Genomic DNA, 21,004 nt, shown 5'->3' with positions numbered 1-21,004 from the left:
ATATTTTGGTAGTATTATTATTTTGTAAGTAATTCTTTTGCATGAACAATTGCACTCTTTGAATAATCTTTACCACTTAACATTTCTGCTATTTCTAAAACTCTATCTTCATGGTTTAAGAGTTTTAAATTTGATGTTGTAACTCCATTTTTCTCTCCTTTATAAACCTTATAATGATGTTCTCCTTGTGCAGCTATTTGAGGTAAATGTGTAATTGTAATTACCTGCATATAGTTTGCCATATCTTTCATAATATCTGCAATTTTATTAGAAACTTCACCTGAAACACCAGTATCTATCTCATCAAAAATTATTGTTGGTAATTGAATGTTCTTTGAAAGAATATTCTTAATCGACAGCATTATTCTTGATAATTCACCTCCTGAAGCTACTTTTTTTAACTCACCAAAATTACCACCCTTATTTGCTGAAAAAAGAAAAATAAGTTCATCTTTACCAAAACTGTTATAGTTTTCGCTTTCTCTTACTTCAATTAAAAAATTCGCATTTGGCATGCCCAATTCCGTTAACAAATATTTCAACTCTTTTTGTAAAGGTTTAATCACTTTATTTCGTTTGCTCATAATAACTTTAGCTAGCTCATCAAGCTTATTTGCCACCTCTTTAATTTCATTTTCTTTTTTTTGAATGAGATCACTAGCTCCCTGAACCTGAGAAACCTTCTCACTCAGATTTTCATGAATTTTTAATAATTCATCAATGCTACCTACAGCGTGTTTTTTTTGTAAACCATAAATTAATTGGAGCCTATCATTTAACTCTTCTATCTCTAATGGATTGAAATCTACTTTTTCATTTTCTGATTCCAATTCAGAAATAACATCATCAAGCTCAATTTTTAAACTGGATATTCTAGAAAATAATTCGTCGTATTCTTTAGCATAACAACTTATTTTTTGGAGTTTGTTCTCTAGTGAATTTAACTGAGTTTGTAAACCTATTTCTTCATTGATTACCATGTGAAGACTTTCTGATAAGTTTAATTTAATATCTTCAATGTTATTAAGCTTATCTAATTTGTCTTCCAATATTTTCTGCTCTCCTAATTGGAGTGAAGCCTCCTCTAGTTCATTAAATAAGTGTAAATTATAATCATATTGTTCTGTAGACTTTTTGGCTTCTTCTTGAAAAATTTTCAGCTCTTTTTTTAGGATATTATATTTTCTCAATCCCCTTTTATAAGAAGCTATTTTAGCAGTATTATTTGCTAAAGCATCTAAAATAGAATACTGGAAACTTTCATCAGATATTTCAAGTGTTTGATGTTGAGAATGTATATCTAGTAGATTCGTTTTGAGTGTTGTTAATACAGACAGACGAACTGGAGTGTCATTTACAAAAGCTCTTGATTTTCCTGATGGTAATATTTCTCTTCTTATTATTGTATTGTCATCATAATCAACATCTAGTTCTTCGAAAAGAGTAGCAAGACCATATCCATCTAAAGAAAACTCTGCCTCTATAACACACTTTTGATCTGTATTTTTTAAGGAGGACAAATCGGCTCTATTTCCCGTAACAAGTCCTAAAGCACCTAAAAGAATAGATTTACCAGCACCTGTTTCTCCAGTAATTATAGATAGTCCTTTTGTAAAATCAATTGATAAGTAATTGATTAACGCATAATTATGTATTGATAAATGTGTAAGCAAGTTCTAACTCTTTGAAAAGAATAAAAGTAAGAATTTTGAATGAATTAATATATCTTAATTCAATACTAAAAGCCTAATTAATTTTCTCCCATTTATTTTCATATGTTGGAGAAACCGCTTGAAGAACTGCTTTCATCTTTTGCTGATTAGGACTTTGTTTTCCCTGTGAAAAAACATTAACGATCTCATCCGCTTTAGCATCAAGAAAAACACGAATCATATAATTTCCAACAGTAATGTTGTGAATTTTATCTAAATCAATTATATTTTTTTCAATTTCTAGTTTTGCTTCATCAATATTTGAGATCATTTTATCAAAACCATTCCTATGATAATTGTAATAAATATTTCTGAGTGGAGAAAATTTCTGCGATAATAAGCTATCAATTAAAGCAAACCTATTTTGTTTCCCAATTTGATTCTGCCAGCCTGACTCCCCATTAGACTGTGCTTGTAACATTGCGTTTTCAGCTTGTTTATAATATGCTTCACCTCCATTTTGTTGGAACGTATCTGCATCAATACCAATTATTAAATATGCATAAAAGGCTATTGTCGAAACCAAATTTGACTCATAAATATTAGGATTGAATATTAATGGGTCAAACTCATTATATTTAAAATTAAAATTTAAATCATTAATATTTAGAATAGGACTTGCATACGAAGATTTATATACCGGTCTGGTAGCTTGTACCTGAAGGCTAGCTGAAAAATCATTCCCATTTTGTTCGTTTACTATAATCGTAAAAGCACAATTTATTCTTTCTTGAACCTTAAACCTTTTATCGGTCCATTGCTTTTGGTTTAAAAATTCAGTCAGGGCTGTTTGAAGTGTTGTATAAACCTGCTTATTTGAACTTTGTATTTTTTCTGTATTAATAGTAACTAAAGCATTTAATTCCTGTGAGCTTAAATTGGTTGATAAAACACAGCAAAGAATTAAAATGAAAAACTTATGCATATAATTTTAATATTATTTCGTTAAATATATCACTAGCAACTTTACTTTTTTCTTTCAAATCAAATTCTTTACAGTTCAGATTACTGTCCAAAATACTTACTTTATTCGTATCAGTAGCAAAACCAGCTCCGCTGTCCCTTAATGAATTTAAAACGATTAAATCTAAATTTTTGCTTTCAATTTTGCTTTTTGCATTTTCTATTTCATTATTTGTCTCCAAAGCAAAGCCAACCAAAATTTGATTCTTCTTTAGTTCTCCTAAAGACTTTAAAATATCTTTGGTAGGTTCTAGTTCTATAGTTAACGCTGAATCTTTCTTTTTTATTTTCTCCGAGGCTATCTTTTTTGGTCTGTAATCAGCTACAGCGGCCGATAAAATAGCAATGTCTGAATTCTCATAATATTTATGACACTCCTTAAACATTTCTTCTGCCGAAATAATATCAACTCTTTTTATTGATAAATGATTAACAAACTGATTACTAGGACCACTTATCAAAACTACTTCTCCGCCTAAATTTGCAGCTGCTTTTGCTAATTCAAATCCCATTTTACCAGAAGAGTGATTTCCTATAAACCTAACAGGGTCTATTGCTTCGTGAGTTGGACCTGCTGTTATTAGTATTCTTTTATTTTTCAGGGGTAGCTTATGCAAAATATCTTTCTCTATAAATGAAACTATATCTTCAGGTTCAGCCATTCTACCTTCTCCAACCAAACCACTAGCAAGCTCTCCTGAGGTAGCCGGAATCATAACATTACCAAATTCTTGGAGCCTATTTAAACTATTCTTTGTAGAAGGATGTTGATACATATCCAAATCCATAGCAGGTGCGAAATATACAGGACACTTAGCTGATAAATAGGTAGCTAAAACTAAATTATCACATACACCATTAGTCATCTTAGCTAAGGTATTGGCTGTAGCTGGAGCTATTATCATAAGATCAGCCCACAGTCCAAGCTCAACGTGATTGTTCCATAATTCGTTTTCTTCTTCTTCATAAAATGCTGAATGAACAGGATTTTTTGACAACGTAGACAATGTCAGAGGTGTTATAAAATCTTTAGACGCAGGAGTCATAATAACCTTGACTTCTGCGTCTAATTTTATAAATAAACGTACTAAACTGGCTGTTTTGTATGCCGCAATACCTGCTGTAACAGCTAGCAACACTTTTTTACCATTCAGCACTGACATATTATTTACGATCAGGTGATCTAAAATAAACACCTCCGTCTAACCACTCTTCTACTGCAATAGCATGAGGTTTAGGCAATCGTTCATAAAATTTAGATACTTCTATTTGTTCTTTGTTTTCAAAAACCTCTTCTAAACTATCGTTGTAAGTAGCAAATTCATCCAATTTATCTACCAACTCTTTTTTTAAATCAGAATTAATTTGAGTAGCTCTTTTCGCTATAATCGAAATAGCCTCGTAAATATTATCTGTAGCTTCTTCGATAGCTTCTTTATCGTATGTAACTGTACTTACTGGTGCTTTCGTCTCTTTATAATCCATTATTATTTAACTTTTAACTAATTGTTTTTGTTCCTTTTTTAATGCCGCTGACATTTTATTTGAATCGACTAAAAATTTAGAATTAGGAAAATTTCTTGTTAGTTTCTCATAAGCTTTTAGCGCTTCTTCTATCCTTTCAGTTTTTCTCCTATTTGTACTTTTCATTGCAAAATCATGCGCTGCTTTTAAACGATAATATAACGCTTCTTCCTTAAAACTTGTTCCCAAATAATCGGATAATAAATTATCCATAGCAACAATTGCAGCTCGATAATTTCGAGAATCATAGTCTGCTGTTCTATAATAAGTTTTTGCTATTTCGAAGGCTTTCTTTTCTAGTTTAAACCTAAGTTCACCATAATACTTATTAGCTTCTACTAATCTTTTTGATTCTGGATACTTGTCTATAAATTTTTGAAAAGATTCCAAAGCCTTATTTGTATCTGTTGGATCTAGGCTGAAAGAAGGTGACGACTTATAATAACTTAGAGCAGACAGAAACTCTGCCTCTTCTGCTTTAGAACTTTTAGGATAGTTTTTAGCGAATCGGTCAAAATAATATCCAGCCAAAGCATAATTTTTCACATTAAAATTAGATTGTGAAACCATGAACTGAATACGCTCCATTTGAGGTTTAGCTCTATAGGCAGGTGTTATTTTTTCAAATAACCGTATTGCTTTACTATATTTTTGAGACTCATATAATTTAACAGCCATCTTATATTGCTCGTCTGTAGTTCCTCTATTTAGTATTTTTTGATACTCCCCACATGATGTGAGCATGAACATGAGTGAAAATAATAGCGCTAAAATTTTATTTTTAATCATCTGGCAAAATTAAGTATTATTAATGAATTATTAAAAACATTTTTGACTCACTTACACGATCTTTTGAAATCTTAATACTTTGACTAGGATTATAGAATTTATGTAACATGAATATTAAAACCAAAAGCTGATATTTTCTTTAAGTTCTAAACACGAAATAACTATAAATTATGTTACAAAAACACTAAGAAATTTACAATTATTTGTTAATACTATTTTGAAGTACTATCTGTAGCAGCAACAAGTTGTTTTACATCATTATCAAAAAGGTAAAGTCCTCCTTTATCATCACCAATAAGGTTTATTTTATCTAATATGTTTCTGGCTAACGCTTCTTCCTCTATTTGTTCTGAAACATACCATTGTAAAAAATTATGGGTAGCATAATCTCTTTCCTCTAAAGTTATATGTACTAAATCATTAATTGATTGAGAAACCATTACTTCATGATTAAACAATGTTTCAAACATCTTCTTAAATGAACCAAACTCTGTAGGTGGTGCGTCTAAATCAGATACTTGTGCATGCCCGCCTCTTTCATTAACAAACTTTACTAACTTAAGCATATGCATTCTTTCTTCATCTGAATGTGCAAACATGAATTGTGCGACTCCTTCAAATCCTTGAACTTCTGCCCAGCAAGCCATTGCTAAATATACCTGTGAAGACTCTGCTTCGATTCTTATTTGTTTATTTAAGGCTTCTTCTATTTTTTTAGATAACATAGTCTATGTCGGTTTTTAGGCTACAAAGATGCAAAAAAAAAGCAAGCTTCAAAAGTTGCCACCCTGAGCTTTTTACCTATTGTATTCAAAGTACAAATTGTCAACAAAATTATTGATTCTATTTTGTAAGCTTTCTGTTGCTTGCACCAATGGTAACCTAACATCATTTCCTGTAATATCTAGTTTTTTAAGTACAGACTTAATTCCTGCTGGATTATTCTCTTCAAAAATTAATTCAATTATATTCATCAGCTTATAATGAATTTCATAAGCCTCTCTATTTTTCCCTTCCAACCCTAACCTAATCATGGTGGAAAAATCTCTTGGAAAGCCTTGTCCAATTACAGAAATAACGCCAGACCCACCAGCTAATACAGTTCCTAAAGCTAGATCATCATCTCCAGAAATCACCAAAAAATCCTCAGGCTTATTTTTTAATAACTGATAATATTGTTGTTGATTATTTCCTGCTTCTTTAACTCCAATGATATTATCAAAATCTTTTGCTAACCTAAGTGTTGTTTCTGGCAACATATTCTTAGCCGTCCTCCCTGGAACATTATATAATATTATTGGCTTAGTACTTACCTCTGAAACAGCTTTGAAATGCTGATAAAAACCTTCCTGTGTTGGTTTACTATAATAAGGAGCAACTGATAAAATAGCATCTATATTTGATAAATCTAACACCTCTAATTCATGAATTACTGCTTGCGTATTATTTCCTCCCACACCTAAAACTAAAGGTAATCTTCCATTATTAACTTCTCCTATAAACTTAATAATCTCGATTTTTTCTTCCTTTGTTATTGTTGCACTCTCTGCTGTCGTTCCATTTATGACTAAATAATCAGTTCCATTTTCAATATTATATTCAACTAATTTTCTTAAAGCGCCGTAATCTACACTTAAATCCTCGGTAAACGGTGTTACTAGAGCAACCCCCATTCCTACAAAACTTTGCATTATATTTTATTTAAAATCGTTAAGTATTTCTTTAATTCTTGATTCAAAACTGCTTCATTAAAAGTAGGGTCTGAAACTACTATATCAAAGAGTTCATCATCTATCTCAGCAAAACCTGCCTTAAGTTTTGCTCTTGAATGCAAAGTTATTACATTGGTATATAAATTTGAAGCCTTAGTGTAATTTATAAGTAAATCGTAACTATAATTAACAAACTTTTTCAAATTGTCTGATTTCAAACTTGCCTTGAAACCGATTTCTCTTTCTGAGAAAAACTTTGTTATTGACTCTTCTTTCTTTGAAAACTTACGATAAACTAAAAAGGTAATATTTTCTTTATTGAAGCTTAATTTTGTTCCTAAATTAGACGCTATTACATTTTCAAGAGCAGCATTATCAAGAATAATAGCAATAGATTTAATCTTATCTTTATTACTGCTAGTTGCTTTACTTCTTTCTTTGAGTTTATTATATTGTTTTAATATCGATTTCTTTCTAAAGTTCCCTATCATTTTTTACTATGGTTACTAGACTTTATCTATTTTATCCCTCAATCAATTATTTCCATTAATACGAACTGGTTCAATTGCTTTCCATAAAGTTGAAAATTATCATCTGAAACTAAAAGTAATGTTTTATTTCCATTAGCTAAAGTATCGCCTAAACAAGCTCCCTCTATATTATCAATAATTCCTCCTGTCAACTCTTTTTTAATCAATTCAAAATCAAATAACAGTTCTTTTTTAAGTGGTATATAGTTAACTTCTTTTAAAGATGGAAGCCCTATGGTATTCGTTGTGTTTTGAGAAACTGTTGCTCTAAAAATTCGTATTGTATTCCCATAACTTCCATAACCACTTTGATAAATTCTTTCAATAATAAAAAATTCATCTTTTCGATACTCAATAAGTGCTGTCACCCCATTCAAATTTAAATTTCCTTTTATCGGATTTTCAAGATGTTCTAATTCATAAGCATATTGTTTTTCTGCCTTCCCAGAACCTGAATTAAAGTAAGTAATTCTTACAGGATATTTTTCCTGTTTATGGGAAGCTTCTTCTCCATCAGCTTTTAAAGGGGACTCTAACGAGACCCAAAAACCTTTTGAATCAAAAGACCTACAAGATCCCTCAAAAACACCATTATGCCTATAACTTTCTTTTTTAGTAGACGCTAAATTTTCTGGGAATTTAAACTCTCTTATAAAGCTGCCAGAAGAATCTGAAACAAATAGCAAGGGCCTTTTATTTTTCTTAATAGATCCTTCACTTGCTAGATTCAAATTACCATCCATATCAATAAAAACAGATTCTAAATCTAACAACTCTTTTGAATTAGTACTATTTAATGAATCGTTTATAAGTATTGTTTTGTTAAAAATAACTTTCTCTATTTTTCCATTTTTTACAGGAATTGAGCAAGCTACAACTCTTGGTTCTTTTGAGTCATCTATAACCAAATAGTACATATTCTTATATTTATCTATCCCGGATAGCCCTCCTACTATTTTATTTTGAAAACTGACAGAATCTTTAATAACATATTCATCTAAAAACCTTAGTCTTATATAATTGTTTTCACAACCTATAAAGCATGCTATGGAAAGTACGAAAAATATAAATCTCATAAGGCAATAAATAATAATATTAAAAAAGCGAAAGTAGCACTTAAATTAATAAACTTATAAGTTCTTATATGCAATTTAGAATATTATAACACTTTTTGATTTAAATGACTTCAATTTTTATGAATGATAGCTATTTTACATACGCTAATAATGTATCAAGAATGTATTTTTATTACTCCTTTACATATTAAATATTGAGCAATTAGGTACAGAATAATTATAAGTACATCAAATAAATAAAGTGAACTATAAAAAGTATTCAATGCGATTAAAGCATCCGAAGCCATAAAAAGAATAACACCTAAGAATAAATATTTGTTCTTATTATTATTTTGCTGGACGTAATTAAACAATGTAATCCCTCCCAAAGTTGCTATTGTGACTCCATAAAAAATCACAGGAATCACTAAATCTGTTAAAGCTTCCCTTATCAAATGGAAAATGTTAAAAAAAACAAATAAAAAAGGAATAATAAAAATGATAATTTTGAAAAGTATCGGTTTTATCATTAGACTAAACGCAATTCTTATATAGAGAAAGTGAACAACTAAAAAAAAAGATAGACCAAAAATCAAAAATTTTTTATTCCCCAGTAAAAAAACATCTCCTAAAAACGAAAAAAACAAACCAATAATAAACCAATGATTTCGTTTTTTAGTTAATGCTAAATACATTACCAACAACGAAATCATTAATAAAGGTTTAAATATTATTTCAAGCTGTTTATTACAGGTAACTACAGCCAATATATCTAAAGCCGAAACTAATATAAATGCTACAGTAGCTAAAAAACTCTTATATGACATTTTGACCTACTTATTTGTTAAAAACATTAAACTAACTTCATAAGCCTCAAACAATACAAAAGACTTCATATTTTTATTTAATCATTTCGATAAAATCTTGTTCCGTAATAATTGAAACCCCTAACCCTTGTGCTTTAGCCAACTTACTTGGCCCCATATTATCTCCCGCTACCACATAGTCCGTTTTTTTAGAAATGGAACTACTAACCTTTCCTCCATTATCTTCTATTGCCTTCTTTAACTCATTTCTACTCAATTGATGAAAAACACCTGATATTACGAATGCCTTTGCTTTTAATTTATCTGTTTGATTTTCTATGGCTTTCGCAGAAACCTCTAACTGAACTCCGTAAGACTTTAATCTTTCTACTAATTTCTTATTATTATCATTTACAGAAAAATCTATGATGCTTTGAGCAATACGATCACCAATATCATCAACAGCCGTAAGAGTTTCTAAATCTGCACTCATTAAGTTATCGATTGATTTAAAATGCTTAGCTAGCTTTCTCGCTACTGTCTCGCCTACGAAACGTATTCCAAGAGCAAATAATACTTTTTCAAAAGGATTTTTTTTTGATTTTGTAATTCCTTCAATCATATTTTGAGCAGATTTTTCGGCTATTCTTTCCAATGGCATTACCACATCTTTAGTTAACTCGTATAAGTCTGCGTAATTTTTAATCACCCCTTCCTTTCTTAATAAATCAACTGTCTCTCCCCCCAAACCATCAATATCCATGGCTTTACGAGATATAAAATGTTGAATTCTACCTGTTATTTGAGGTGCGCAACCAAATTCATTCGGACAATAATGCTTCGCATCTCCTTCAGTTCTTATTAATTTGGTTTCACACTCTGGACAATTTGTTACATATTTTGTTGGAGAAGAATTTTCAGGTCTTTTACTTAAATCAACTTTAATAATTTTAGGAATAATTTCCCCTCCTTTTTCAACAAAAACAGTATCGCCTACTCGAATATCAAGCCTTTCTATTTGGTCAGCATTATGAAGAGAAGCCCGCTTGACAATAGTTCCTGCCAAAGGAATAGCTTCTAGATTTGCTACAGGTGTGATCGCTCCTGTTCTTCCAACCTGATACGTTATTTCATTTAGAATTGTTGAAACCTGCTCAGCCTTAAACTTATAAGCAATAGCCCATCTTGGTGATTTCGATGTATAACCTAACTCCTCTTGTTGCTCTAAACTATTCACTTTTATTACAATACCATCTGTTTCATATGGTAAATTGTGACGCTCTACGTCCCAAATGTTTATAAACTTAAGTACTTCATCTATATTTTTTGCTAAAACAATTGTATTAGGAACCTTAAAGCCTGAATTTCGAGCAGCCTCTAAAATATCATAATGTGTCGTATACTTTCTTTCATTCGTTACTACCTGATACAACAAACAATCTAAAGGCCTTTTTGCTACCTCAGTACTATCTTGTAACTTCAAGCTTCCACTAGCGGTATTTCTAGGATTTCTATATACTTCCTCTCCATTAGCAATTCTTTTTTCATTCATTTTATTAAAACCTTCCAACGGAAGAATAATTTCTCCTCTCATTTCATAATTAGAGAGAAAATCTTCTCTAGGCACTAAAGGAATTGATTTAATAGTTTTTATGTTAGTAGTTACGTCATCACCTTTAAACCCATCTCCTCTTGTAACAGCTTTTAAAAATTTCCCTTTTTCAAATATCAAATTAATCGAAGCTCCATCATACTTTAATTCACATGTATATTCTATATCTGTAACTCCTAGATTTTTTTGTAAACGTTTTTCCCAATCTAGTAAATCTTCTTTTGAATAAGAATTGTCAAGAGAATACATTCTATTTTCATGTGTAACTGTGTCAAAATTTTTTGTTACCCCCCCTCCTAAACGTTGGGTTGGAGAGTTCGGATCAAAAAATATTGGATTCTCTTCTTCTAATTTTTCTAATTCTTTTAACTTTACATCAAACTCATAATCAGTAATTGTAGCATTATCTAATACATAGTAATTATAATTGTGCTCACGTAATTCTTCTCTAAGCTTCTCTATTTCATCCTTTATTGTCATTGAAAAAGTATAACTATTTACTTATTTTTTTACTGTTCCTGTTAATAAACTAACTCCTTTTGGAAAAGGATTACCAGACGATCTCCTAAAGGATACTATCTGTCCTAAATGCCAAAGAGCGTCGGCAATTGGCCCATTTAACTGATTCCAAAATGGATATTCAGCTGTATGATCACCTTTGGTTATTTTCATCGAAAACTTTGACAAGTCATCTGACCTTTTTAAAATATCACTAGATCTCTTGAAGTTTTCTAATGTTTCTTTTCTTAATTGGTTAAATGAAAGATGATCGCTCTTTTTAAATTCAACTTGACGCCCCTCTAAGGTACTTAAAGTCATTATAGATAAGGCTAAAATATGCTCTAAAGTTTCCCTAGAAGTTCTTGCTTCATCATTTGGCTTAAATTGTAAATCCTCCTCCTTTAATCCTTCTGTACTCCAAAAATATCGAAACCCTAGACCATCTATCATTCTTGCCGCTACCGCCCCTTCTGTATAGTTCTTTGGAGCTTCTGGTATTTGATAATAAGGTAATGTTTGTGCATTTAATTTACTCATAAAAAAAAGTAATACAACGGTGCTTATAATTCTCATATTTAATTTACTGTTTAGCTTTTAAAAAAACGAAATATAATTAATTTTAATTTTATCAAAAAACACAAATATCATCTAACTCTTTCCTTAATTATTGATCAAATAAGTGAACAACAATTTATTTAAGAATAACTTTTCTCATATCTAATAAATTAAAAATATTGGTTCCGACTGGAACAATTAGCAATTGTTTTTAACCAGTATAAAAGTCGATATAAATATTTTTTATATCGACTTTTACATAGTATCTATTATTATTTAATTTTAATAATAAGTATATCTACGAACCTTTGCAATATGCTTAGCTAAACGCATTACCTGGTGTGAATATCCATACTCGTTATCATACCAAACATAAAGCACAACTGTATCATCTTCAGCAATTGTTGCTTTACTATCAAAAATAGCTGGTGCTGAAGTACCTATTATATCTGACGAAACCAATTCATTACTTAGCGAATATTTTATTTGTTCTACTAAACTTCCTTCCAATGCATACTGTTTCATTATAGCATTCACCGATTCAACAGTTGCTTTGGAGTTTAACTGCAAATTCAAAATTGCTAATGATCCATTTGGAACAGGCACCCTAATTGCACTTGAAGTTAATTTACCTTCCAAAGCTGGTAATGCCTTAGAGACTGCTTTACCTGCACCTGTTTCTGTAATAACCATATTTAACCCTGCTGCACGCCCTCTTCGATACTTTTTATGCATGTTATCAACTAAATTCTGATCATTTGTATAGGCATGAATTGTCTCCAAGTGTCCTTTTTTAATTCCAAAATTATCTTCAATCGCTTTTAAAACAGGAGTAATTGCATTCGTTGTACAAGAAGCTGCAGAAAAAATATCTATCTGATCAGGATTATTATCTAAGTGATTAACACCATGAACTATATTAGGCACTCCTTTTCCTGGAGCTGTCAATAAAACTTTACTTGCTCCATTCGATGCTAAAAGACGACTTAAAGACTCCTTATCTCTAAAGGCTCCTGTATTATCAATTATTAAAGCATCGTATATTCCATAATTGGTGTAATCTATTTCCTCAGGTTCGTTAGCCGAAATCATTTGAACCGTTGTCCCGTTGATTATTAATGATTTATTTTCAACATCGATTTGTACAGTACCTAAAAAGTCACCGTGAACAGAATCTACTCCTAATAAAGAAGCCCTTTTTTCAAGAACAGATTGATCAATTTTTCCACGTGTTACAATGGCTCGTAAACGCAATTGAGATCCTTTTCCCATTTTACTACTCAACTCACGAGCTAGCAAGCGTCCAATGCGTCCAAAACCATAAAGTACTACATCTTTTGGTTCAAAAGGAGTTGTTCCAGTTGCATTTTTTAACTGATGTTTTACAAATGCTACCTTATCTAGGCCTGAATCTTCTGTTAAATGATACTCATAAGCTAATTTTCCTATATCCAACTTAGATGCAGGTAAATCAATTATTTGTATTGCCTTTGCTATTTCTAGGGCATCGGTTATGGAAATTGGTTTTGCCACAAACTCTTTCGCATAACTAATCAAATTAAGAACCTCACTTGCCCTCTTATCTACTAAAGGGTTTCTAAATAAAACCAGTTCAATGGACTTGTCATACCAAAGATCATTGACAATATTTATAAATTCAGTAGTAGCTCTTCTTACCTGAGCTTGATTAGCTACTTCATTTTCGTAATTTATTATTGTTGACATAGTTGTGTGTTAAGTAATTTTTTTAAAATTTGTGCAAAAATACGTATTTCAATTCATTTCACTATTCACATAAACAAAAAATCTCAGTTATGAAACTGAGATTTTACTGTGCTTTAAGCTGTTATTTTTTAATATCGGAACATTTCTTTTTTACCCTCAGGAGTTATCATTTCAAATATATATCTTCTATTGCCGCTTTGATCTAATAACTCTACAGCATGTTCAGCAGACATAACGTCTTTACCATTGATTTTTATTAAAATATATTCTTTTAATCCATTATAATCTTCAAAATAAGGGTTCCAGGAATTAGTTATTTTTGCACCTCCTTTGACACCTAACTTTTTCATTTCCTCTTTACTTAAATTTTTAAACTGCGTTCCAAGCACCTTACTTGTTGGCATTACAACTTTTTTTATCAACTTAACTGTTTTCACTAATTCTTCCCCCTCTCTATCAATAGTCACATCTATTACATCTCCTGGTCGTTTTGCAGTTAATTGACCTTTTAAATCAGAAAATTTAGAAATTTTTATATTATTAACTTTAGTAATTATATCTCCTTCTCTCAAACCTGCCTTTGACGCCTCGCTTTCTCTATCAATACTCTCGATTTTAACCCCTTCTATTTCTCCTTCCTTATCTACATAAGGTATAAAACCTATCAGCGCTTCTTGAACTTTACCAAATTCCAATAAATCATCAATAATTTTTTTTGCAATATTAGATGGAACAGCAAAAGAATAACCTATAAAAGAACCTGTTTTTGATGTAATTGCTGTATTAATCCCTATTAGTTCCCCTCTTGTATTTACAAGTGCGCCACCACTATTTCCTGGATTTACTGCCGCGTCTGTCTGAATAAAAGACTCTGTATTACTGTTTCCATCCAAATCACGCCCCTTAGCACTAACAATACCCGCAGTTACCGTAGACGTTAAATTATAAGGATTCCCTACAGCTAAAACCCACTCTCCTATTTTTACAAAGTCAGAATTGGCAAATGGCAAGAAAGGTAAGTCTTCATCTGTATCAACTTTTAATAAAGCAATATCATTATCTTTTGAAGAACCTATTAATTCAGCTTTTAATTTTTTTCTATTATTCAGGGTAATTTCAATTTCAGAAGCCCCATCAATAACATGATTATTTGTAACAATATAACCATCGGGTGAAATAATCACTCCACTCCCAGTTCCAATTTGCTCATATTTTCTTGTACCACTTCCTCTTCCAAAAAAATGTTCTAGCCAAGGATTTTGTTGCGTCCTGATTGCTGTATTTTTCACATGAACAACTGCATTAACAGAACTTTCAGCTGCTTTTGTAAAGTCTGTTGGTGCTGAAGAATTTGCTAAAATAGGTGAAACATAATTTGCTTTTACTGTTTGCAAAGAAGGTGTACTTTCTTGAACCACTACTTGTGTTTCCTCGAAAAATAATTTGTAACCAGCAAGTGATAAAGCGCCCCCTAAAAACGCTATTACTAAAATTCCTAAGATTTTCTTCATACGTCTACAATAATTTAAGTGTTATACAAATATACAATTTTAACATTTTAACAAAATCTGTTTAACTTGTTTTTAACTGTTTTTAACCACTGTTTAACAGCAACAAATCATTGTTTAAATACTTATATTTGTTGCATGAATTTGATATTTTATAAATACCAAGGTACAGGTAATGATTTCATTATTATTGATAACAGATCAAAAACCTTTCCAAAAAAAAATAAAGACATCATTTCTTCGTTATGTAACCGTTATTTCGGTATTGGATCTGATGGGTTAATCTTATTGGAAAATGATGTAGAAAGTGATTTTAAAATGGTTTATTACAATGCAGATGGTAATGAAAGCACCATGTGTGGTAATGGTGGCAGATGTATTGTTGCCTTCGCACATAAGTTAAAATTAATTCAAAAAGAAACCAAATTTAATGCTGTTGATGGCATTCACTTTGCATCAATTAAAGACGACATTGTTTCTCTAAAGATGATAAATGTAGACACTATAAATATTCAAGAATCATATGCTTTTACAAATACAGGGTCACCTCATCACATAGAATTGGTAGATGACTTAGATTCTTTTGATGTATTTAATAAAGGAAAAAATATTCGAAATAATCTTTATGGTAAAGATGGCAGTAATGTAAACTTTGTTGAACCTATAGATGAATCAACCTTTAAAGTAAGAACTTATGAAAGGGGTGTTGAAAACGAAACACTTGCTTGTGGCACTGGTGTTACTGCTGTGGCAATTGCAATGCATGCTACTAAGAAAACCAATAGTACATCAATAAAACTTCCTGTAAAAGGAGGTCAACTTTCTGTTTCATTTGAAAAAAATAATGGTATTTATACCAATATCTTTTTAACAGGACCTGCTAAATATGTCTTTAAAGGAGAACTTAATATTGAATTATAATATGAAAACTCTTAAAGGAAATCAAATTAATTTACGAGCTCTAGAGCCCGAAGATCTTTCTTTCTTATTCGATATTGAAAATAATGAACAGTTTTGGGAGGTTAGCCATACACAAATCCCCTTCTCTAGGTTTCTACTTAAAAAATACATAGAAAACTCTCATTTAGATATTTACGAAGCAAAACAATTACGACTGATTATTGAACTTTCTAAAAATAAATCTTCTGTAGGTATGATTGACTTATTTGATTTCAATCCTCAACATAAACGTGCTGGTATTGGCATTCTTATTCATCCAGATTATCAAAAAAAAGGTTATGCCAATGAAGCTTTAGATAATTTAATTAATTATTGTTTCAAACACTTAAATCTTCGTCAACTTTACGCAAATATTACTATTGATAACCAAAATAGTTTACATTTGTTTCATGCTAAACGTTTCACGAAAGTAGGAATCAAAAAAGACTGGATATATTATCAAGGAAAATTTAAAGACGAAATTTTACTTCAATTAATCAATGAATAAAAAAATTATCTCAGGTATAATAATTTTTATACTAATAGCTACACTAATTAAAGGATATAGTTTTTACAAAAACATCTATGGAAAAGCTATTGTTAAAAATGGCACGTTATTTATTAATTCCACAGATAACTTGCTTAATGTTAAAACCAAACTTACTCAATTCATAAATAATTCCTCAAATTTCGAATGGATTGCTGAAAAGAAAAATTACATAAAACCTAAAAGCGGACGATATGAATTAAAAGAAGGGATGAGCTTAAATGATCTTATTAATCTTTTAAGGAGCGGTAAACAGACCCCTATTAGACTTTCTTTTAACAATCAAGATACATTAGAAAAACTAGCCAGTAGAATATCAGAACAAATTGAAGCAGATTCTGTTTCTTTACTTCAGTCAATGCAAGACATGGGATTTTTAGAATCTAATGGTTTTGATAAAAAATCGGCTTTAGGAATGTATATTCCGAATAGCTACGAATTTTATTGGAATACCTCTGCTGAGAAATTCAGAAATAGAATGCTCAAAGAGTATAATCGTTTTTGGAATGAAGATAGAATTTCTAAGGCTAGAAAATTAAATTTATCCAAATCTGAAGTTCTTACCTTAGCTTCAATTGTACAAAAAGAAACTGTTCAGAAAAGTGAACGTCCAATTGTTGCTGGACTTTATTTGAATAGACTTAGAAGTAACATGCCGTTACAAGCTGACCCTACTGTTATTTATTGTTTGAAAGAGATCAATGGACCTAATTTTACAGTAAAAAGAGTTTTAAACAAGGATCTTTTAATTGATTCTCCCTATAACACTTATAAAAACTCAGGATTACCTCCTGGTGTAATTTCAATGCCCGACATTTCTGCTATCGATGCTGTTTTAAATTATAAGGAACATAACTATATATATATGTGTGCTAGCATAGAAAACATAGGTTACCATAAATTTGCGAGAACGCTAAGTCAACACAATAGAAATGCGTTACAATATCAACAATGGATAAACAAAAGAGGAATCAATAGATAAATTGATTTTTTTTTATTTAGACCAAAAAGAATATTTTAACACTCTTCCAATATATTTATTAATATTTTGATTATTGAATTCATTAGATAAACACAAATTAAATAAATATTTAATAACTGATAAAAAAACTTAACATATTGATTATTAGCAGTTTTAATTTTTTATTGTATCTTTGCCGGCGCTAAACGGAAAGTATTTAATTATCAGAAATTTAGGAACTCTATTTTTATTATTTTTATTATCGACAAGTTTTACTAAAAATATAAGTAAGAGTAAAAAAGAAGGGAACAATAAGAAAACAACTAAACCAATTCCTGAAGTGGTCTTTAAAGAGGATTTGAATTTTCCTTTTTTGGATAAAGATTTTATAGGGTTTAGAGAAGCATTAGCTTTTAAAGAATCTCAAGGAAAGTACATGGTTGTAAACAAACTAGGATATTTGGGAAAATATCAATTTGGTAAATCTACTTTAAAAAGATTTAAAATATACAATACTTATAACTTTCTAAGAGACCCAGAACTCCAAGAAAAAACTTTTATAGCTCTTTGCAAAGTTAATAAATGGATTCTACGTAAAGACATTAGTCGTTTTTTAGGTAAAAAGATTAACGGTGTTGTAATAACAGAATCTGGAATCTTGGCGGCAGCTCATCTAAGTGGTGCAGGAAATGTAAAAAAATATCTTAGATCTTATGGGAAAATTACTTTTAAAGATGCCTTTGGAACAACAATTCAAGATTATATAAGAAAATTTAAGGGCTACGATGTATCAAATATTATTGGTGATAAATACGCTAGTGCTTAATTAACAACATACAAAAAATTGTATTTACCAAGGTAAGCTGGTTATTTATGAATAATAAATATAGCTGGTCTTTTGTGTAAATCGATTTTTTGTTTCTTCCAATTTTTTACAGGAAGTGTTTTAATGTATTCTGATGCTAATGTTACATCACAAGCAACACACAACCTTGTATGATCTGATAATATAGAACATAAATCTGCTAACATTTTTTCATTTCTATAAGGAGTCTCAATAAAAATCTGTGATTGATTTTTTTCTCTTGAAGTATTTTCTAATTGTTTAATAGCTCTTTTTCTTTCTGCTTTATCAATCGGAAGATACCCATTAAAAGCAAAACTCTGACCGTTCATTCCCGAAGCCATCATAGCCAACAAAATAGATGAAGGACCAACTAGAGGAACAACCTGAATTCCTTTTTCATGAGCTAACTTAGCAATCGAAGCTCCAGGATCTGCAATTGCAGGTACTCCAGCTTCAGATAAAATCCCTACGGAAATTCCTTCTTCACAAACATCTAAGTAGTTTTGAATCTCAATTTCGTCAGAGTATTTATCCAACAACATCAACTGTAAATTACCCTGACCTTTACTTGGGGTTATTTTCTTAATAAAACGACGTGCTGTCTTCTCATTCTCAACAATAAAATGATTTAATTGCTCAATTATTTTTTTTACGGAAATTGGCAACACCTCTAAGGGTTCTGTATTACCCAAAGTAGTTGGGATTAAATATAATTTACCTTTCATTTACTTATTGATTTTAAGCGAAATTATCATCATAATAGTAAGATTTACTTTTCAGAGATAGAACACCAAAGCTTAATTAAGTTAAATAAAAACGACTAAACTATACATATTTTGAGGCTATTACCTCACAAGCCTCATTTAACATTTCAAATACTTTCTCAAAACCTTGGTTACTTCCATAGTAAGGATCTGGAACATTTAATATTTTATTCTCTGAAACTTCCTTTAGTATTAGTTTAACTTTTTTAATTTCATTTTCATTCCTTGCTAAAGTTATTAAATCCTGAAAGTTACTTTCATCCATTGCATAAATAAGATCAAATTTTTCAAAATCATCTATCATAAACTTTCTTGACCTTTGTTTGGATATGTCTATACCTTTCTTTTCTGCTATTTTAATTGACCTTTTATCAGGATGTTCACCTGCATGATATCCAGAAGTACCTGCTGAATCTATAATGATATTTTTTGATACGACTTTGGATGCTAATATACCTTCCGCTAGTGGAGATCTGCAAATATTACCCAAACATACCATTAATATTTTCATATTATTTCTGAAATTCTATTAAATGGTTAACTTTTTTGTTAAGTCTTCAACATACTTTTTAAATTGCTTATCAGTCTCTGTCAAATTGTCAACAGTTTTGCATGCATGTAAAACTGTTGCATGATCTCTCTGACCTATTTGACTTCCAATACTAGCTAATGAAGATTTAGTCATTCTTTTAGCAAAATACATCGCTAATTGACGAGCTTGAACTATATGCCTCTTTCTTGTCTTAGACTGCAAAGTTGCCACATCCATATCAAAATATTTGGAAACAACTTTCTGAATATAATCGATCGATAGTTCCTTCTTAGTATTTTTTACAAATTTATCAACTATTTGTTTAGCTAACTCAATAGTAAATTCTTTTCTATTAAATGATGCTTGTGCTATCATTGAAATAATAACTCCTTCTAACTCTCTAACATTAGATTTTATATTTTTTGCAATATAGTCAACAATATCTTCAGGCATCTCTACACCATCTCTATACAATTTATTTTGAAGAATTGAAACTCTTGTCTCATAGTCAGGTGATTGCAATTCTGCAGACAATCCCCATTTAAAACGTGATAACAATCGTTGCTCTATATCTTGCATATCAACAGGAGCCTTATCTGAAGTTAAAATGACCTGTTTTCCATTTTGGTGTAAATGATTGAAAATATGAAAAAACACGTCTTGAGTTCCTGCTTTTCCAGAAAGAAATTGAACATCGTCAATTATTAACACATCAATCATTTGATAAAAATGTATAAAATCGTTTCTTGTATTCGATTTTACCGAATCTATAAATTGTTGTGTAAATTTCTCTGAAGAAATATATAAAACAGTTTTATCAGGATATTTATCTTTTATTTCAACTCCAATTGCATGAGCTAAATGTGTTTTACCTAACCCTACACCTCCATAAATAAGTAGTGGGTTAAAAGAAGTACCTCCTGGCTTATTTGCCACAGCCATTCCCGCTGATCTGGCCAGTCTATTAGAATCTCCTTCAACAAAATTAACGAAGTTGTAATTTGGGTTCAACTGTGATTCAATCTTCACCTTTTGCAAACCCGGAATTACAAATGGATTTTTAAGTTCTCTTTTCGACTCAATAGGCACCGTTACCTTTTGCGGTTTAATTGGATTTCTATTAGAGCTAGGAATTTTTACTGTTTGAGGATTATTACTACTATATGTATTTTCCATTCGAACGTCATAGACCAACTTAGCATCGCTTCCTAGCTGTCTTACAAGAGCAACACGCAGCAACTTGATGTAATGCTCTTCCAGCCATTCGTAAAAAAATTTACTTGGAACCTGTATTGTTAAAGCTTCCCCAGATAGCTTTACCGGTTTAATCGGTTCAAACCAAGTTTTATATGCTTGAGGTTTGATATTGTCCTTTATAAAGGACAGACATTCCATCCAAACTGAATCAGCTGTTTTAGTCAT

Annotated in this window: 21 protein-coding genes; 4 read left to right on the top strand and 17 right to left on the bottom strand. The window is 30.6% G+C overall.

Annotation, left to right across the window (positions count from 1 at the left end; translation table 11 throughout):
- Nucleotides 1-17: 17 nt before the first annotated feature.
- The 14 genes from recN to AC2GW8_RS00040 form a co-directional block, all read right to left on the bottom strand.
- The gene (recN, locus tag AC2GW8_RS00105) at nucleotides 18-1,673 is read right to left on the bottom strand and encodes a DNA repair protein RecN (RefSeq protein ID WP_440880770.1); all 1,656 of its coding nucleotides are present in this window, start codon (nucleotides 1,671-1,673) and stop codon (nucleotides 18-20) included.
- Between the two features lie 73 nt (nucleotides 1,674-1,746).
- On the bottom strand, nucleotides 1,747-2,637 hold the full coding sequence (porD, locus tag AC2GW8_RS00100; RefSeq protein WP_440880769.1) for a type IX secretion system protein PorD: 891 nt from the start codon (nucleotides 2,635-2,637) through the stop codon (nucleotides 1,747-1,749).
- A complete protein-coding gene (coaBC, locus tag AC2GW8_RS00095) occupies nucleotides 2,630-3,838 on the bottom strand; it encodes a bifunctional phosphopantothenoylcysteine decarboxylase/phosphopantothenate--cysteine ligase CoaBC (RefSeq protein ID WP_440880768.1) in 1,209 nt (402 codons plus the stop codon). The genes porD and coaBC overlap by 8 nt, the downstream gene beginning before the upstream one ends.
- 1 nt (nucleotide 3,839) lies before the next feature.
- A complete protein-coding gene (locus AC2GW8_RS00090; protein WP_440880767.1) occupies nucleotides 3,840-4,160 on the bottom strand; it encodes a DNA-directed RNA polymerase subunit omega in 321 nt (106 codons plus the stop codon).
- A 6-nt stretch (nucleotides 4,161-4,166) separates the two neighbouring features.
- Nucleotides 4,167-4,988 (bottom strand): outer membrane protein assembly factor BamD, encoded by an 822-nt coding sequence (bamD, locus tag AC2GW8_RS00085; RefSeq protein WP_440880766.1) that lies wholly within the window; start codon nucleotides 4,986-4,988, stop codon nucleotides 4,167-4,169.
- A 212-nt stretch (nucleotides 4,989-5,200) separates the two neighbouring features.
- The gene (locus AC2GW8_RS00080) at nucleotides 5,201-5,713 is read right to left on the bottom strand and encodes a ferritin (RefSeq protein WP_440880765.1); all 513 of its coding nucleotides are present in this window, start codon (nucleotides 5,711-5,713) and stop codon (nucleotides 5,201-5,203) included.
- A 72-nt stretch (nucleotides 5,714-5,785) separates the two neighbouring features.
- Complete coding sequence (gene dapA, locus AC2GW8_RS00075; RefSeq protein ID WP_440880764.1) at nucleotides 5,786-6,679, bottom strand: 4-hydroxy-tetrahydrodipicolinate synthase; 894 nt, start codon at nucleotides 6,677-6,679, stop codon at nucleotides 5,786-5,788.
- The gene (locus AC2GW8_RS00070) at nucleotides 6,679-7,191 is read right to left on the bottom strand and encodes a DUF6913 domain-containing protein (protein ID WP_440880763.1); all 513 of its coding nucleotides are present in this window, start codon (nucleotides 7,189-7,191) and stop codon (nucleotides 6,679-6,681) included. Before AC2GW8_RS00070 ends, dapA begins: the two co-directional genes overlap by 1 nt.
- Nucleotides 7,192-7,229: 38 nt before the next feature.
- The gene (locus AC2GW8_RS00065; RefSeq protein ID WP_440880762.1) at nucleotides 7,230-8,306 is read right to left on the bottom strand and encodes an esterase-like activity of phytase family protein; all 1,077 of its coding nucleotides are present in this window, start codon (nucleotides 8,304-8,306) and stop codon (nucleotides 7,230-7,232) included.
- A gap of 155 nt (nucleotides 8,307-8,461) precedes the next feature.
- The gene (locus AC2GW8_RS00060; RefSeq protein WP_440880761.1) at nucleotides 8,462-9,112 is read right to left on the bottom strand and encodes a lysoplasmalogenase; all 651 of its coding nucleotides are present in this window, start codon (nucleotides 9,110-9,112) and stop codon (nucleotides 8,462-8,464) included.
- 73 nt (nucleotides 9,113-9,185) lie between these two features.
- Complete coding sequence (gene ligA / locus AC2GW8_RS00055; RefSeq protein WP_440880760.1) at nucleotides 9,186-11,183, bottom strand: NAD-dependent DNA ligase LigA; 1,998 nt, start codon at nucleotides 11,181-11,183, stop codon at nucleotides 9,186-9,188.
- 21 nt (nucleotides 11,184-11,204) lie between these two features.
- A complete protein-coding gene (locus AC2GW8_RS00050) occupies nucleotides 11,205-11,777 on the bottom strand; it encodes a DinB family protein (RefSeq protein ID WP_440880759.1) in 573 nt (190 codons plus the stop codon).
- Nucleotides 11,778-12,041: 264 nt separating this feature from the next.
- A complete protein-coding gene (locus AC2GW8_RS00045) occupies nucleotides 12,042-13,484 on the bottom strand; it encodes a glyceraldehyde-3-phosphate dehydrogenase (protein ID WP_440880758.1) in 1,443 nt (480 codons plus the stop codon).
- Nucleotides 13,485-13,612: 128 nt separating this feature from the next.
- Nucleotides 13,613-14,995, bottom strand: coding sequence for a trypsin-like peptidase domain-containing protein (locus tag AC2GW8_RS00040; RefSeq protein WP_440880757.1), 1,383 nt, complete (start codon nucleotides 14,993-14,995; stop codon nucleotides 13,613-13,615).
- Between the two features lie 135 nt (nucleotides 14,996-15,130).
- Here AC2GW8_RS00040 and dapF point away from each other — a divergent pair, with 135 nt between their 5' ends.
- From dapF to AC2GW8_RS00020, 4 genes are all read left to right on the top strand, one after another.
- The gene (gene dapF / locus AC2GW8_RS00035) at nucleotides 15,131-15,913 is read left to right on the top strand and encodes a diaminopimelate epimerase (RefSeq protein WP_440880756.1); all 783 of its coding nucleotides are present in this window, start codon (nucleotides 15,131-15,133) and stop codon (nucleotides 15,911-15,913) included.
- 1 nt (nucleotide 15,914) lies between these two features.
- The gene (locus tag AC2GW8_RS00030; protein ID WP_440880755.1) at nucleotides 15,915-16,439 is read left to right on the top strand and encodes a GNAT family N-acetyltransferase; all 525 of its coding nucleotides are present in this window, start codon (nucleotides 15,915-15,917) and stop codon (nucleotides 16,437-16,439) included.
- Complete coding sequence (gene mltG / locus AC2GW8_RS00025) at nucleotides 16,432-17,460, top strand: endolytic transglycosylase MltG (protein ID WP_440880754.1); 1,029 nt, start codon at nucleotides 16,432-16,434, stop codon at nucleotides 17,458-17,460. The genes AC2GW8_RS00030 and mltG overlap by 8 nt, the downstream gene beginning before the upstream one ends.
- 172 nt (nucleotides 17,461-17,632) lie before the next feature.
- Nucleotides 17,633-18,265 (top strand): lysozyme family protein, encoded by a 633-nt coding sequence (locus AC2GW8_RS00020; RefSeq protein WP_440880753.1) that lies wholly within the window; start codon nucleotides 17,633-17,635, stop codon nucleotides 18,263-18,265.
- A 41-nt stretch (nucleotides 18,266-18,306) separates the two neighbouring features.
- Here AC2GW8_RS00020 and AC2GW8_RS00015 read toward each other — a convergent pair whose 3' ends face one another.
- From AC2GW8_RS00015 to dnaA, 3 genes are all read right to left on the bottom strand, one after another.
- On the bottom strand, nucleotides 18,307-19,011 hold the full coding sequence (locus AC2GW8_RS00015; protein WP_440880752.1) for an SAM-dependent methyltransferase: 705 nt from the start codon (nucleotides 19,009-19,011) through the stop codon (nucleotides 18,307-18,309).
- Between the two features lie 100 nt (nucleotides 19,012-19,111).
- Nucleotides 19,112-19,561, bottom strand: coding sequence for a low molecular weight protein-tyrosine-phosphatase (locus AC2GW8_RS00010; protein WP_440880751.1), 450 nt, complete (start codon nucleotides 19,559-19,561; stop codon nucleotides 19,112-19,114).
- An 18-nt stretch (nucleotides 19,562-19,579) separates the two neighbouring features.
- The gene (dnaA, locus tag AC2GW8_RS00005; protein WP_440880750.1) at nucleotides 19,580-21,004 is read right to left on the bottom strand and encodes a chromosomal replication initiator protein DnaA; all 1,425 of its coding nucleotides are present in this window, start codon (nucleotides 21,002-21,004) and stop codon (nucleotides 19,580-19,582) included.

It is taken from the genome of Tenacibaculum profundi (genome assembly GCF_057162725.1).
The sequence above is the reverse complement of the archived record's forward strand: the minus strand, read 5'-3'. Positions and strand labels throughout refer to the sequence as shown.

Coding starts and splice junctions, on each gene's coding strand:
- porD (WP_440880769.1), bottom strand. CDS start 2,637: ATGCATAAGTTTTTCATTTTAATTCTTTGCTGTGTTTTATCAACCAAT.
- AC2GW8_RS00010 (WP_440880751.1), bottom strand. CDS start 19,561: ATGAAAATATTAATGGTATGTTTGGGTAATATTTGCAGATCTCCACTA.
- dapF (WP_440880756.1), top strand. CDS start 15,131: ATGAATTTGATATTTTATAAATACCAAGGTACAGGTAATGATTTCATT.
- AC2GW8_RS00080 (WP_440880765.1), bottom strand. CDS start 5,713: ATGTTATCTAAAAAAATAGAAGAAGCCTTAAATAAACAAATAAGAATC.
- AC2GW8_RS00015 (WP_440880752.1), bottom strand. CDS start 19,011: ATGAAAGGTAAATTATATTTAATCCCAACTACTTTGGGTAATACAGAA.
- AC2GW8_RS00070 (WP_440880763.1), bottom strand. CDS start 7,191: ATGATAGGGAACTTTAGAAAGAAATCGATATTAAAACAATATAATAAA.
- mltG (WP_440880754.1), top strand. CDS start 16,432: ATGAATAAAAAAATTATCTCAGGTATAATAATTTTTATACTAATAGCT.
- AC2GW8_RS00090 (WP_440880767.1), bottom strand. CDS start 4,160: ATGGATTATAAAGAGACGAAAGCACCAGTAAGTACAGTTACATACGAT.
- AC2GW8_RS00050 (WP_440880759.1), bottom strand. CDS start 11,777: ATGAGAATTATAAGCACCGTTGTATTACTTTTTTTTATGAGTAAATTA.
- ligA (WP_440880760.1), bottom strand. CDS start 11,183: ATGACAATAAAGGATGAAATAGAGAAGCTTAGAGAAGAATTACGTGAG.
- coaBC (WP_440880768.1), bottom strand. CDS start 3,838: ATGTCAGTGCTGAATGGTAAAAAAGTGTTGCTAGCTGTTACAGCAGGT.
- dnaA (WP_440880750.1), bottom strand. CDS start 21,004: ATGACTAAAACAGCTGATTCAGTTTGGATGGAATGTCTGTCCTTTATA.
- bamD (WP_440880766.1), bottom strand. CDS start 4,988: ATGATTAAAAATAAAATTTTAGCGCTATTATTTTCACTCATGTTCATG.
- AC2GW8_RS00045 (WP_440880758.1), bottom strand. CDS start 13,484: ATGTCAACAATAATAAATTACGAAAATGAAGTAGCTAATCAAGCTCAG.
- AC2GW8_RS00060 (WP_440880761.1), bottom strand. CDS start 9,112: ATGTCATATAAGAGTTTTTTAGCTACTGTAGCATTTATATTAGTTTCG.
- AC2GW8_RS00030 (WP_440880755.1), top strand. CDS start 15,915: ATGAAAACTCTTAAAGGAAATCAAATTAATTTACGAGCTCTAGAGCCC.
- dapA (WP_440880764.1), bottom strand. CDS start 6,679: ATGCAAAGTTTTGTAGGAATGGGGGTTGCTCTAGTAACACCGTTTACC.
- AC2GW8_RS00040 (WP_440880757.1), bottom strand. CDS start 14,995: ATGAAGAAAATCTTAGGAATTTTAGTAATAGCGTTTTTAGGGGGCGCT.
- AC2GW8_RS00065 (WP_440880762.1), bottom strand. CDS start 8,306: ATGAGATTTATATTTTTCGTACTTTCCATAGCATGCTTTATAGGTTGT.